This window comes from Sphingomonas pollutisoli, from assembly GCF_029167165.1.
In the GTDB taxonomy this organism is placed as follows: domain Bacteria; phylum Pseudomonadota; class Alphaproteobacteria; order Sphingomonadales; family Sphingomonadaceae; genus Sphingomonas; species Sphingomonas pollutisoli.
The window spans coordinates 167155-180380 of the sequence record NZ_JARFNJ010000003.1; the positions used below are offsets into that span (position 1 = coordinate 167155).

10 protein-coding genes are annotated in these 13226 nt (G+C 69.9%); 7 read left to right on the forward strand and 3 right to left on the reverse strand.

The features are described 5' to 3' along the window. The first annotated feature begins 61 nt into the window (after positions 1-61). Positions 62-2698 (forward strand): glycosyl hydrolase 115 family protein, encoded by a 2637-nt coding sequence (locus PX554_RS07210; protein WP_275500248.1) that lies wholly within the window; start codon positions 62-64, stop codon positions 2696-2698. 33 nt (positions 2699-2731) lie between these two features. Here PX554_RS07210 and PX554_RS07215 read toward each other — a convergent pair whose 3' ends face one another. Then, a complete protein-coding gene (locus PX554_RS07215) occupies positions 2732-3622 on the reverse strand; it encodes a LysR substrate-binding domain-containing protein (RefSeq protein ID WP_420833438.1) in 891 nt (296 codons plus the stop codon). Positions 3623-3724: 102 nt separating this feature from the next. Between PX554_RS07215 and PX554_RS07220 the strand changes: the two genes are divergently transcribed. Together PX554_RS07220 and PX554_RS07225 are read left to right on the forward strand one after the other, a co-directional pair. Next, positions 3725-4759, forward strand: coding sequence for an aldo/keto reductase (locus PX554_RS07220; protein WP_275500252.1), 1035 nt, complete (start codon positions 3725-3727; stop codon positions 4757-4759). A gap of 10 nt (positions 4760-4769) precedes the next feature. After that, the gene (locus tag PX554_RS07225; protein ID WP_275500255.1) at positions 4770-5945 is read left to right on the forward strand and encodes an MFS transporter; all 1176 of its coding nucleotides are present in this window, start codon (positions 4770-4772) and stop codon (positions 5943-5945) included. Position 5946: 1 nt separating this feature from the next. On the opposite strand, the gene PX554_RS07230 is transcribed toward PX554_RS07225, so the two are convergent. Together PX554_RS07230 and PX554_RS07235 are read right to left on the reverse strand one after the other, a co-directional pair. Next, on the reverse strand, positions 5947-7767 hold the full coding sequence (locus PX554_RS07230; RefSeq protein WP_275500256.1) for a DUF885 domain-containing protein: 1821 nt from the start codon (positions 7765-7767) through the stop codon (positions 5947-5949). Between the two features lie 87 nt (positions 7768-7854). Next, positions 7855-8757 (reverse strand): AraC family transcriptional regulator, encoded by a 903-nt coding sequence (locus PX554_RS07235; protein ID WP_275500258.1) that lies wholly within the window; start codon positions 8755-8757, stop codon positions 7855-7857. A gap of 99 nt (positions 8758-8856) precedes the next feature. Here PX554_RS07235 and PX554_RS07240 point away from each other — a divergent pair, with 99 nt between their 5' ends. From PX554_RS07240 to PX554_RS07255, 4 genes are all read left to right on the forward strand, one after another. Next, the gene (locus tag PX554_RS07240) at positions 8857-9606 is read left to right on the forward strand and encodes an SDR family oxidoreductase (RefSeq protein ID WP_093223100.1); all 750 of its coding nucleotides are present in this window, start codon (positions 8857-8859) and stop codon (positions 9604-9606) included. A 141-nt stretch (positions 9607-9747) separates the two neighbouring features. After that, a complete protein-coding gene (gene pip, locus PX554_RS07245; protein WP_275500263.1) occupies positions 9748-10839 on the forward strand; it encodes a prolyl aminopeptidase in 1092 nt (363 codons plus the stop codon). 119 nt (positions 10840-10958) lie between these two features. Next, the gene (locus tag PX554_RS07250; protein ID WP_275500264.1) at positions 10959-12302 is read left to right on the forward strand and encodes an FAD/NAD(P)-binding protein; all 1344 of its coding nucleotides are present in this window, start codon (positions 10959-10961) and stop codon (positions 12300-12302) included. After that, positions 12299-13213, forward strand: a complete 915-nt coding sequence (locus PX554_RS07255) for a LysR family transcriptional regulator (RefSeq protein ID WP_275500266.1) — start codon at positions 12299-12301, stop codon at positions 13211-13213. The genes PX554_RS07250 and PX554_RS07255 overlap by 4 nt, the downstream gene beginning before the upstream one ends. Positions 13214-13226: the final 13 nt, after the last annotated feature.

Below are 13226 nucleotides of genomic sequence, written 5' to 3' on the forward strand. Positions count from 1 at the left end.
GCGCGCGGTGCCCCGCCTCGATGCCGTGCCGGCGCGCCTCGGCGAGACTTTGGAGAGCGAGATGACCCGACCCACTGCACCGGCCATGTCGCGCCGCACCCTGCTGGCGAGCGCGGGATTGGGCGCCGCGCTGGGTGCCCTGCCGGCGTCCGCGCTGGCCGCACCCGCGGGCGTGGGGGCCGATCCCGCCACGGCCTTCCGGCTGATCGCGGATGGAAAACCCGCCACCGTGTTCGTCGATGCCACGGCTGACAGCGCCGTCCGCCGGGTCGCCGCCAGCTTCACCGGCGATCTCGAACGCGTGAGCGGCGTCCGCCCGGCGCTGGTCGAACGGACCGCGGATCTGCGTGGGCCGGCGGTTATCATCGGCGTCCTCGGCCACAGCGCGCTGATCGACCAGCTCGTCCGCACGGGCCGGATCGACGCCGCCGATCTGCGCGGCGCGTGGGAGGCGTTTTGCCAGATCGTCATCGACAACCCGCTCCCCGGCGTACCCCGCGCGCTGGTGATCGTCGGCGCCGATCGGCGCGGCGCGGTGTTCGGCACCTATGACCTGTCCGAGCGGATCGGCGTCTCGCCTTGGCACTGGTTCGCCGACGTGCCGGTCCAACGCCAGCGCGACATCCTCGTCCCCGCCGGCGCGCGGCGCGACCAACCCAGGGTCAAATATCGCGGCTTCTTCATCAACGACGAAGACCCGTGCCTTTCGGGCTGGGCCGCCAAGGCGTTCGGCGGCGTCAACGCGGCGATGTACGCGCATGTCTTCGAAGTGCTGCTGCGCATGAAGGGCAATTATCTGTGGCCGGCGATGTGGGGCAAGGCCTTCGCCGACGACGACCGCGACAGCATGGTCCTGGCCGATGCGATGGGCGTCGTGATGGGCAATTCGCACCACGAGCCGATGCTGCGCGCGCAAGCCGAATGGCACCGCCATCAGGACGGCGGCATCACCGGCGGCGCGTGGGATTACGACACGAACGGCGACAACCTCCGCGCGTTCTGGCGCGGCGGCATCGAGCGCATGATGTCGAAGGGCGATGGCCACGGCTATGAATCGCTCGTCACCGTCGGGATGCGCGGCGACGGCGATCAGGCGATGGCGGAAGGCACCGCAACCGGCCTGCTCGAGCGTGTCGTCGCCGATCAACGCCGGATCATCGCCGACGTGACCGGCAGGCCGGCCAGCGACACGCCGCAGGTCTGGGCGCTCTACAAGGAAGTGCAAGACTATTACGACCACGGCATGAAGGTGCCGGATGACGTCACGCTATTGTTCTCGGACGATAATTGGGGCCAGATCCGCCGCCTGCCCGATCCCGCCGCGCCGCCGCGCGCGGGTGGCTACGGCATCTATTATCATTTCGACTATGTCGGCGGCCCGCGCAACTACAAATGGATCAACACCAGCCAGATCGAGAAGGTCTGGCAGCAGATGGACCTCGCCTACCGGCACGGCGCGCGGACGATTTGGATCGGCAATGTCGGCGACATCAAGCCGATGGAATATCCGCTCGGCTTCTTCCTGGCGCACGCGTGGAACCCCGAGGCGATGACGCCGGACGCGGTCGCCGCCTATCCGCGCAAATGGGCGTCGGCGACCTTCGGCCCCGAACAGGCCCCCGCGATCGGCGACATGATCACCGCCTACAGCCAATATACCGCGCGGCGGAAGCCCGAGCTCGTCAACGAGACCAGCTTCCCCCTCGGCGGGGTGACGCCCGCCGGGCTCGACGGCGGCGAATTCGGCGCGATGGTCGCCGAATGGGACGCGCTGGAAGCGCGGATGCTCGCGGTGCGCGCGCGGCTGCGGCCCGATCAAGCCGACGCATATTATCAACTGATCGAATATCCGATCGCCGCGATGGCGAACCTGTACCGGCTGTATTACGGCACCGCCTGGAACCGGCTGCTCGCGTCGAGCAACGATGCCCGCGCCAACTTTTTCGCGGACCAGGTCGAAACCGCGTTCCGCTGCGACGGCGAGCTGGTGCGGCGCTACCACACCCTCAACGGCGGCAAGTGGAACGGCATGATGGCGCAGGTCCACATGAACTACGTCATCTGGAACGATCCCACCCAGCAGACGATGCCGAGCATCGTCCGGGTCGGCGCCGACACGCCCAGCGAACAGCGCCGGCCGCAGCCGACGTTCGTCGCGCGCCCCCCCGCGCCCGCCGGCATCATCGCGCTGGATGCGACGGCATTCACCCGCGCCCGCGACGGAGGCGGGCTGCGCTGGACGCCGATCGCGCACCTCGGCCGCACCGCCGGCGCGATGCTCGCTTTGCCCCAGGGCCAGCCCGCGACGCGCGCGGAAGATGCCGTCCGCCTCGAATATGACGTGGTCGTGCGCAAGGCCGGCCGCGCCACGCTGACGCTATACCTCGCGCCGACGCTCGACACGTCGGGCCGGGGCGGTTCGCGGATCGGCGTCTCGATCGACGATCAGCCGGTCCAGATCCTGCGCACCTCGCTCGAGGCGACCGGGGGCGATCAGGATACGTCCGCCAAGCGGCGCTGGGCCGAGGCGGTGAGCGACAACATCGTGCGGCTCGCGGCGGATCTGAACGCGCTCGCCGTGGGGCGGCACACGATCAAGATCTGGCGGCTGGACGACAATGTCGTGCTCCAGAAGCTGGTGCTGAGCACGGTGGCCGAGCCGGCATCGTATCTCGGCGCGCCCGCGCCGACGATCTGATCGCCGTCTCCGCGCCGGGGTTCGGGCCGGCGCTCAGCGCAGGTTGGCCGCGAGGAAATCGACGAACACCCGCACCCGCGCCGGCGTGTTGGCGCCGCCGACGAACACCGCGTGAATCAGTTCGACGTCGCCGGGATTATACGCCTCCAGGATCGCGACGAGCCGATTGTCGGCGATCTCGGGCGCGACGCTGAACGCGCCGACCCGCGCCACGCCGATCCCGGCGGCGGCGAGCTGCCCCAGCGTCTCGCCGTTGTTGGCCTCGATGCTCCCGCGCACCGACAGCGCGAAGTCCCGCCCGGCCCGGCGGAACGGCCAGACCGGCTCGGCGCGGCGGAAGTTGAAGTTGAGGCAATTGTGGCCGTGCAGATCCTCCGGCTCGCGCGGCATGCCATGCCGGGCGAGATAGTCCGGCGACGCGACGACGACACGGCGGGTCTCGCCGATCTTGCGCGCGGTCAGCGTGCTGTCGGCGAGCGGGCCGAACCGCACCGCGACATCGGCCTGCCCCGCCGCGACATCCACCAGCGCGTCGGTGAGCGCGATGTCGATCAGGATGTGCGGATAGAGCGCCGCGAACCGCCCCAGCAGCGGCACCACGCACAGCCGGCCATGCGACAGCGCGGCGCTCACGCGCAGCCGCCCGCGCGGACTCCCCTGGTCGGCGATCTGCTGCTCGGCGTCGTCGAGATCGGCGAGGATGCGGCGCGCCGCCTGGAGATAGGCCTGCCCCTCCGCCGTGAGCGAGAGCGCGCGCGTGGAGCGCAGCACCAGACGGACGCCGAGCCGCGCCTCGATCCGGTCCATCGCGCGGCTGACCGCCGACGGGCTCAGCCGCAGCACGCGCCCGGCCGCCGAGAAGCTGCCCTGCTCGACGACGGCGACGAACGTCGCCATCTCGCGCGCGCGATCGGTGCCGGCCATCAGCTTTGCGTCCACTGCAAAAATCCTTCGCGTGCGCTTCCGCTACTCTCGTCGCCCGTGAGCGTCCATCTGTGCGCGAAGATAGCAACGGAAGACGGCATCATGGAATATCGGCAACTCGGATCTTCGGGCCTGCGCGTACCGGCGCTGAGCTTCGGCGCGGGCACGTTCGGCGGCAAGGGCCCGCTGTTCAGCGCCTGGGGACAAAGCGACGCCGCCGACGCGCGGCGGCTGATCGACATCTGCCTCGACGCGGGTGTGACGCTATTCGACACCGCCGACGTCTATTCGAACGGCGCGTCCGAGGAGATTCTCGGCGAAGCGGTTCGCGGCCGGCGCGACGCGGTGTTGATCTCGACCAAGACCGGGCTGCCGATGGGCGACGGGCCGCAGGACTGGGGCGCGTCGCGCGCGCGCCTGATCCGCGCGGTCGAGGACGCGCTGCGCCGGCTCGGCACCGGCCATATCGACCTCCTCCAGCTCCACGCCTTCGACGCATCGACGCCCGCCGAGGAAGTGATGGGCACGCTCGACCGGCTGATCGCGTCCGGCAAGGTCCGCTATGCCGGCGTCTCCAACTATCCCGGCTGGCAGGTGATGAAGGCGCAAGGCCTGGCCGATCGCCACGGCTGGCCACGGCTGGTCGCGCATCAGGTCTATTATTCGCTGATCGGCCGGGCCTATGAGGCCGAGTTGATGCCGCTCGGCGCCGACCAGGGCATCGGCGCCCTGGTGTGGAGCCCGCTCGGCTGGGGCCGTCTGACCGGCAAGATCGGACGCGACCGCCCGATCCCGCCCAGCAGCCGCCTGCACGAGACCGAACGGTTCGCGCCGCCGGTCGCGCGCGAGCATCTCTACCGCGTCATCGACGCGCTGGAGGCGATCGCGGCGGAGACCGGCAAGACCGTGCCACAGATCGCGATAAACTGGCTGCTCCAGCGCCCGACCGTCTCCTCGGTGATCCTCGGCGCGCGCGACGAGCAACAGCTACGGCAGAATCTCGGCGCGGTCGGCTGGTCGCTCACGCCTGCGCAGATCGCCGCGCTCGACGCCGCGAGCGCGGTGTTGCCGGCCTATCCGATCACCCCATATCGCCAGCAGGAGGGCTTCGCCCGCCTCGCCCCGGCGCTGGTCTGAGGCGATGGCGATGAAACTCAACCCCGGGCTGATCGCCCTTTCGGTCGGTGCGTTCGGCATCGGCGTGACGGAGTTCGCGCCGATGGGGCTGCTCCCCGTGATCGCGCGCGATCTCGGCGTCTCGATCCCCGCCGCCGGGCTGCTGATCAGCGCCTATGCCTTGGGCGTGATGATCGGCGCGCCGCTGATGACGCTCACCACCGGCCGCGTGCCGCGCCGCGCGCTCCTGATCGGGCTCGCCGGCGTCTTCACCCTGGGCAACCTGCTGGCGGCGCTGTCGACCGGCTATGGCATGCTGCTGGCGGCGCGCGTCGTCACGTCGTTCAACCACGGCGCCTTTTTCGGAATCGGCTCGATCGTCGCCGCCGGCCTCGTCCCGCCCCACCGTCGGGCGAGCGCGGTCGCGGCGATGTTCATGGGGCTGACGATCGCCAATGTCGCGGGCGTTCCGCTGGCGACATGGGCGGGCGAACATCTCGGCTGGCGCGCCGCCTTCTGGGGCATCGCAGCATTGGGCGTGGTGACGATGGTGTCGCTGCGGCTGACGTTGCCCAGCCTGCCCGCGCCGGCGGGGGGCGACGCGATGGCCGAACTCCGCGTGCTCGCGCGCGGCAAGGTGCTCGGCGCGCTCGCGCTCACCGTGGTCGGGTCGAGCGCGATGTTCACCGTCTTCACCTACATCGCCCCGATCTTGCGCGAGGCCACGCATGCCTCGCTCGGCTTCGTGACGGCGATGCTCGTGCTCTACGGCCTCGGCCTCACCGCCGGAAACTGGCTGGGCGGCAAGTTCGCCGATCATTCGGTCGATCGCACGCTGATCGTGACGATGGCGTCGCTCTCGCTGATCCTCGCCGCCTTCGCGATGCTCATGCCGCACGCCGGCCCCACGGCGGTCCTGATCTTCCTGTGGGGCGTGGCCAGCTTCGCGCTCGTCCCCCCGCTCCAGGTACGGGTGATGACGGCGGCGGCGGATGCGCCGAACCTCGCCGCGTCAGTCAACATCGGCGCGTTCAATCTGGGCAACGCGTTCGGCGCGGCGCTGGGCGGCGGCGTGATCGCCGCCGGGCTCGGCTATCCGGTGGTCGCGCTCGCCGGCGCGGCGACCTCGCTCGCGGGGCTTGCCGGCGTGCTGTTCGCCGCGCGCCGTGTCCGCCGCCCATCGCGGCGACGGCTCAGCGGCGCCTGAGTCAAGTGGCGGCGATCCACGCATCGACCTGTTCGGCCAGCACGCCGAGCGGCAGCGCGCCCTGCGCCAGCACCACCTCATGGAAATCGCGCAGGTCGAAGCGCGCGTCCAGCGCGGCTTCCGCCTTGCGCCGCAACGCCGCGATCCGCTGCTGCCCGACCATGTAGCTCGTCGCCTGGCCGGGATTGTTGATGTAGCGATCGACCTCCTTGACCACGTCGCGCGCGGACAGCGGCGCGTTCTCAGTGAAATAGGCGATCGCCTGGTCACGGCTCCAGCGCTTGGCGTGCATCCCCGTGTCGAGCACCAGCCGGCAGGCGCGCCATACCTGGAGCGCGAGCATCCCCAGTTCCGAATAGGGATCGGCATAGGCGCCCATCTCTTTCGCCAGCCGTTCCGAATACAGGCCCCAGCCCTCGGTATAGGCGCCGTAATAGCCGAACCGGCGGAACTTGGGCACGCCGGTCAATTCCTGCGCCCGCGCGATCTGGAAGTGGTGGCCGGGCGCGCCCTCATGATGCGCGATGCCCTCCACCTGCGTCTTCTGCACCTGCGTCATGTCGGCGAGGTTGACGTAGAAGATGCCCGGCCGCGAACCATCAGGCGCGGGCTGGTCGTAGAAGGCGACCGCGGCGGTCTCCTGCCGCCACGTCTCGACCGCCCGCACCTCCAGCGGCGCCTTGGGCAGACGGCGGAAGAAGCGCGGCGCCGCCGCCATCGTCTGCGCGATCGCGGCGCGCGCGTCGGCGAGGTAGAGTTGCCGGCCGGCATCGGTGTTGGGATATTTGAACCTGGGGTCGGTGCGCAGCGCCGCGAACAGATCCTGCAACGATCCGGCGAAGCCGGCCCGCGCCATCACCGCGGTCATCTCGGCATGGATCGAGCGCACCTGATCGAGCCCGAGCTGGTGGATCTCTTCGGCGGTCATGTCGGTGGTGGTGTAATAGGCGAGCCGCGCCTGATAATAAGCGTCGCCGCCCGGCAGGCTCCACGCGCCGTCATTGCCCTTGGCGCGCGGCTCGATCTCGTCGAGCGCGGCGAACAGGACGTCGAACCCCTCGCGGAACGGCCCCTTCAGCGCCGCGACCGCGTCCGCGATCAGCGCCGTCTTGACCGTCTCGGGGGCGGCGAGCTTGCCCACTTTCGCCCGGAAATCGGCGAGCAGGCTGCTGTCCGCGCCGCCATCGAACGGCGCGCCGGTGATGACCTGGCGCGCGTCGCCGCGCGCGGGGGCGAACACCATCTTGGGCGGCACGATGCCCTTGGCGGCCTGCTTGCGCATGGTCGCCGCGACCTCGCGCATCACCCGCAACGAATCGCGCAGCCGGGCGACATAGGCGTGTGCGTCGGCCACCGTGTCGATCCGGTGCTGGTTGATGAGAAACACCGGAATGTCGCCGGCCGGGCTGCCGTTGGTGGAGACCGGGAAGGCATAATCGCGGAACGCGAACTGCCGCCGGTCGGTGGCGACCTGCGCCTCGAACAGACGGTAGCTCAACCGCGCGCCGGGGCCGAGCCGATCGACCGCGAAGCTGCGCCGCAGATCGGCGAGTTGCGCCTCCTCCAGCGCCTGCGCGCGCTGCGCGGCGGCGTCGGTATAGTCGTCGAGCCGGTCGTAATTGGTCTTGAGGCCGAGGCTGGTCTGCGTCTGGGGGCTGAGCGCGACGCTGGCATCGAACGCGGCGTCGAGAAAGCGCAGCAGCCGGGCGTCCTCGTCGGCGGTACTGGCGGCGGCGTGGGCGATCACGGGGTCGATCAGCGGCAGCGCCACCCCCGCCATCAGCATTCCCAGAAATCTGCGCTTGGTGAGCATGCCGAGCATCTTCCTATCGGTTGGGAAGCCAGCGCTAATCGTCGCGACGCGTTCCTGCAATGGCGGCCTCCCGGACCCGCCGGAAAGCCCGCGCGGTCAGCGCGCCGCCGTCCGCGCGTAGCGCATCGGCGGCGTTCCGACGTGGCGTGTGAAGGCGGTGCTGAACGTGCTCGCGGAGCCGTAGCCGACCCGCGCGGCGACGCCCTCGATCGCCAGGTCGCGCGTGCTCAGCAAGCGCTTGGCGAGCGCCATGCGCCAGGCGACCAGATATCCCATCGGCGGCAGCCCGACGACGCGGCTGAAGCGCGCGAAGAAGGCCGATCGCGACATCGCGGCCTCGGCGGCGAGCGCGGCGACCGTCCAGCCATGCTCCGGCCGCGCATGGATCGCACGCAGCGCGGCGGCAAGGCGATCGTCGGCAAGGCCGCGCGCCAGGCTCGGCACCGGCACCGTGTCGGACCCGCACCGCAGCGCCTCGATCAGCAGCACTTCGAGAAGGCGCTCGAGCACCAGCTCACGTCCGGGCCGGAACTGGCGGGTCTCGTCGCCGACCAGATGCAGCAACTGCGCGAGCCGTGGCTCGTCGCGCGCGACGACGATCGCGGGGAGCAGCGAGACGAGCAGAGCCGCGTCGGGCGACGCGAAGCTGCACAAGCCGACCTGCATCCTGAGATTGACCGGCGCGTCCGCCGGCCCCACCCGGTACCGGCCTTCGCCGATTTCGGCGGGCACCATGTCGATGCCGTGCGCCGGCGCATCGATGCTCTCGATCACCTGCTTGTCGGTCGATGGTGAGAGGACGAAATCGCCCGCGCGCACGACGATCGGCGATCGCCCGACACCGACCAGCCGGCACGCGCCCTCCAGCACGGCGAAAAAGACCGGCTTGCCCTCGACATCGCGGCGGATGCGCCAGCGCCCGGCATATTCGACCAGCTTCGAAAAGCTCGCGGACGGCTGAAGCATGGTCACGATCTCGGCAAGCGGATCGACGATCATATCAGGACTATCACCAACGCATTCGGGATTGCCGACCATAGACGGTCTTGGTCGCGATGGCCACCTTCGTGGCACCCGCAATCCTTCACGGAGTTTTTCATGCCCACTGTCCTGATTACCGGCTGCTCGTCCGGCTTCGGCCTCGAAACCGCGAAGCTGTTCCTCGAACGCGGCTGGAAGGTCATCGCCACGATGCGCGACCCGAAGGCGGACCTCCTGCCGCCGTCCGACGCGCTCACCGTCCTCCCGCTCGACGTCACCGACCCCGCCAGCATCGCCGGCGCGCTGCGGCAGGCGGGCGCCATCGACGTCCTCGTCAACAACGCGGGCTTCGGTGCCGCCGTGCCCCTCGAACTGATCGACCCCGACACCGCACGCCGATTGTTCGAAACCAACACGCTGGGGACGTTGGCGATGATGCAGGCGGTGCTGCCCGCATTCCGCGAGCGCCGTGGCGGAACCATCATCAACGTCACGTCGTCGGCGACGCTCAAGCCGCTGCCGCTGATCAGCACCTACCGCGCGAGCAAGGCGGCGGTGAACGCGCTGACCGAATCGCTCGCGGCGGAAATGGAGCCGTTCGGCGTGCGCGTCCACATCGTCCTTCCCGGGCGCGCGCCGGAAACCCGCTTCGGCACCAATGCGATGCCGCATCTGCGCGGGCTCGATAACCCCGACTACAAGCCGCTCATCGAAACCATGATCGCCAATTTCCAGCAAGATACGGGGCCGGTCACGCACCCGCGCGATGTCGCCGAGGCGGTCTGGCACGCGGCCACGGAGGCCGGCGCGCCGCTCAGGATCGCGGCGGGCGAAGACGCGGTGCAGTGGATGGCCGAGGCGGGTTGATCGAACGTCCGCGCGCCGGGCGGCGCACACACGCATCGCCGCGTGTGTGCGCCGCTCTTGATGCCGCGCATCGACCTCGGGCAAAGCGGCATGATGACGAAGCGCGAGGCTTCGGTGCGGTGGCGACGGGATGGTGCGGGCATGATCGATCTATCGGAACTCCAGACCGCGAGCACCATCGGCGACGCCTGGAAATATCCCCAGCGCGCGGCGAACCGCAGCGGCTTCCTCCAGGTCGATCACGAGCCCGATCACACGCTCTACTGGGAAGAATATGGCGATCCCGCCGGTGAGCCGGTCATGTTCCTGCATGGCGGCCCGGGCGGCGCCTGCGCGCCGATGATGTCGCGCTTCTTCGATCCCGCGCGCTACCGCGTGATCCTGTTCGACCAGCGCGGCTGCGGGAAGAGCACGCCCACCGTCGCGCAGGCCGGACCCGCCGTGGCGCTGGTCCGCAACACGACCGACCATCTCGTCGCGGACATCAACGCCTTGCGCGACGCGCTCGGCATCACCGGGCCGATGCACGTGTTCGGCGGGAGTTGGGGCAGCACGCTCGCGCTCGTCTATGCGATCCGGCACCCGCACCATGTCGCGTCGCTGGTGCTGCGCGGCATCTTCATCGGCGCGCGGCAAGACCTCGAATATATGTACCAGGGCAATGCCGCCACGTTCGCCGACGCGCCGTTCGCGCTGACCGCACCCGGCAGCTACATCGCCTATCCCGACGAGTGGAAGGCGTTCGTCGAGATCATCCCGCAGCCCGATCGGCACGACATGATGGGGGCGTACAAGGCGCTCTTCGACGCCGTGCCCGCCAACGATGACGCCCGCGCCCACCAGCTCTGCGCGGCGCTGGCCTGGTCGGTGTGGGAAGGCACGATTTCGAACATGATCCCGCAGGACGACGACCCCGGCAAGTTCGGCGATGCCGAATTCGCGCTGTCCTTCGCGCAGATCGAGGCGCATTTCTTCGCGAACCATCTGTTTCTCGAACCCGATTACATCCTCGGCAACATCGACAGGATCGCGCACCTGCCGATCCATATCGTGCATGGCCGTTTCGATCAGGTCTGCCCGCTCACCCAGGCGTCACGGCTGGTCGATGCGCTGGCCCGCGCCGGCGCGACGCCGGTGACCTATGTCCGAACCAACGCCGGCCACAGCGCGATGGAACTCCAGACCGCGCTCGCGCTGACCGCGATCATGGATGGACTGGCGCCGATCCACTGAACCGGGCGGGAGGAGGGTTGATCGTTCGATGGAATCGAACGGAATGGCCATATGCTTGACATGGATCGAACAACCGCGCGCTCACATATCCCGGCCCGACCAAGGGAAAGGACATCCTCGTGCCGGTACGAACCATTCGCGACATCGTCATCATCGGGGGCGGCGCCAGTGCCGCGCTGATCGCGTGGAATCTGAAACGGCTCCACCAGCGGAGCTGCGCGATCATCGCTCCGACCGACCGGCCCGCCTTCGGCCTCGCCTATGCCACGCCCTCGCTCAAGAACCTGCTGAACGTCGCCGCGAGCGGCATGAGCGCGGACCCCGATGATCCCGGTCACTTCGTCGCCTGGATGCGCGGGAACGTGTCCGCCGAGACCGATCCCGCCACGTTCGTTCCCCGCCCGATCTTCGGCCTGTATCTGCGCCAGCTCTATTGCGCCGCCGCGCCCGAGCATATCCGCGACACCGCGATCGCCTGCGCCAAGGCGGACGGCCTCTACACGATCACTCTCGCCGGCGGGGAGACCGTCACGGCGCGGCAGGTCGTGCTCGCGTGCGGCCATTTCGATCCCGCGCGGCTGCCGGGCGTCCCGCCGGAGATCGACGCGACCGGCCGCTACCACCATGATGCGTGGGCCGACGGCGTGTTCGCCGGGATCGGTGCGGACGAGGAGGTCGTGCTGATCGGCACCGGGCTGACGGCGGTCGATGTCATCATGCGGCTGCGGGAGAACGGGCATCGCGGGCGGATCACCACCGTCTCGCGGCGCGGCCTTTTCCCCGAACGGCACGCACCACACGCGACGCTCGCCGCGCCGGTGTTCGCGCCCGGCGCCACGCCGGCGACGGCGCGTGCCTATCTGCGCGCCTTCCACACCGCGCTGCGCGGCGGAATCGAGTGGCGCGCGGCGGTGGACAGCATGCGGCCGGTGCTGAACCCCTTGTGGCTGGCCTTGCCCGATGTCGAGAAGCGTCGCTTCCGGCGGCATCTGCAACGGCGCTGGGAGACCCGCCGCCATCGCATGGCACCCGACATCGCCGACATCATCGACGCCGAGCGCCGCGCGGGCACGCTCCGCGTGCTGGACGGCCGGATCGACGCGATCGTCACCGCCGGCGATCGGCTGCGGGTGGTCGCGCGCGCGGGCGACGCCCGCCTGGATATCGAGGCCGCGCATGTCATCAACTGCACCGGCCCCAGCCTCGATTATGCAAAGGCCGCCTCGCCGCTGTTGCGGACCATGCTGGAGGCGGGGACGATCGTGCCGGGCTTCGGCGGCGCCGGGCTGCGCTGCACCCCAGCCGGCGCGCTCTTCGACCGAAACGGCGTTCCCGCCCATGATCTGCACGCGATCGGCCCGGCGCGGCTCGGCGCGCTGTTCGAATCGATCGCCATCCCCGAAATCCGCCAGCAGGCGCGCGACCTCGCGGCCTTGCTGGCGAACGCACGGACCGCGCCATGACGCTCGAACAGTTGCGGATCTTCGTCGCCGTCGCCGAGCGCGAGCATATCCGCCGCGCGGCCGAGCACGTCCACCTGTCGCAGTCCGCCGTCAGCCACGCGGTCGTGCAGCTCGAGCAGGAGTTCGGGCTCCGCTTCTTCGACCGGATCGGCCGCCGGATCGAACTGACCGACACAGGCCGCGCGTTCCTGGATGAAGCGCGCGCCACGCTCGGCCGGGCGGACGCCGCGCGCGAGCGCCTGCTCGATCTGGGCGGGCTGCGGCGGGGCGTCCTCCACGTCCACGCCAGCCACACGATCGCGAGCTACTGGCTCCCCGCCCGGCTGAACGGCTTCCACGCGCTCCACCCGGACATCCAGCTCGGCATCACGATCGCCAACACGGCGGAGGTCAGCCGCAAGCTGCGCTCGGGCGAGGCGTCGCTCGGGCTGGTCGAGGGCGATCTGCCCGCACCCGACCTGACGAGCGAGGTGGTGGCGCGCGATCAGCTCGTGCTGGTCGTCGCGCCCGATCACCCGTGGGCGGACATGCCACCGCGCGCCGAGGATCTGTATCGCAGCGCCTGGGTGCTGCGCGAGCAGGGTTCGGGCACGCGGCTCGAGTTCGAGAACGATCTCAAGCGGCTCGGCGTCGATCCCGCAAAGCTGAAGGTCATGATGGAGGTGGCCTCCAACGAGGCGATGGCCAGCGCGGTCGAGACCGGGCGCGCGGCCACGGTCCTGTCCGCAAGCGTTGTGGCCGGGCGGATCGAGGCGGGGCTGCTGCGGCAGGTGCCGCTCGCGCTGCCCGAACGCCAGTTCCGCATGATCCGCCATCCCGAGCGCAGCCTGTCGCCGACCGAGGCGGCGTTCGTCGCGATGCTGCGCGCGGGCGGCCCCCAGCCCGATGGCGCCGCCAAAGGGAAGCGCTGATCCCGCGCCCGCC

Bases quoted from the DNA above. Each gene is read 5' to 3' on its own strand.
- PX554_RS07210 (WP_275500248.1), top strand. From the start codon at position 62: ATGACCCGACCCACTGCACCGGCCATGTCGCGCCGCACCCTGCTGGCG.
- PX554_RS07215 (WP_420833438.1), bottom strand. From the start codon at position 3,622: ATGGCCGGCACCGATCGCGCGCGCGAGATGGCGACGTTCGTCGCCGTC.
- PX554_RS07220 (WP_275500252.1), top strand. From the start codon at position 3,725: ATGGAATATCGGCAACTCGGATCTTCGGGCCTGCGCGTACCGGCGCTG.
- PX554_RS07225 (WP_275500255.1), top strand. From the start codon at position 4,770: ATGAAACTCAACCCCGGGCTGATCGCCCTTTCGGTCGGTGCGTTCGGC.
- PX554_RS07230 (WP_275500256.1), bottom strand. From the start codon at position 7,767: ATGCTCGGCATGCTCACCAAGCGCAGATTTCTGGGAATGCTGATGGCG.
- PX554_RS07235 (WP_275500258.1), bottom strand. From the start codon at position 8,757: ATGATCGTCGATCCGCTTGCCGAGATCGTGACCATGCTTCAGCCGTCC.
- PX554_RS07240 (WP_093223100.1), top strand. From the start codon at position 8,857: ATGCCCACTGTCCTGATTACCGGCTGCTCGTCCGGCTTCGGCCTCGAA.
- pip (WP_275500263.1), top strand. From the start codon at position 9,748: ATGATCGATCTATCGGAACTCCAGACCGCGAGCACCATCGGCGACGCC.
- PX554_RS07255 (WP_275500266.1), top strand. From the start codon at position 12,299: ATGACGCTCGAACAGTTGCGGATCTTCGTCGCCGTCGCCGAGCGCGAG.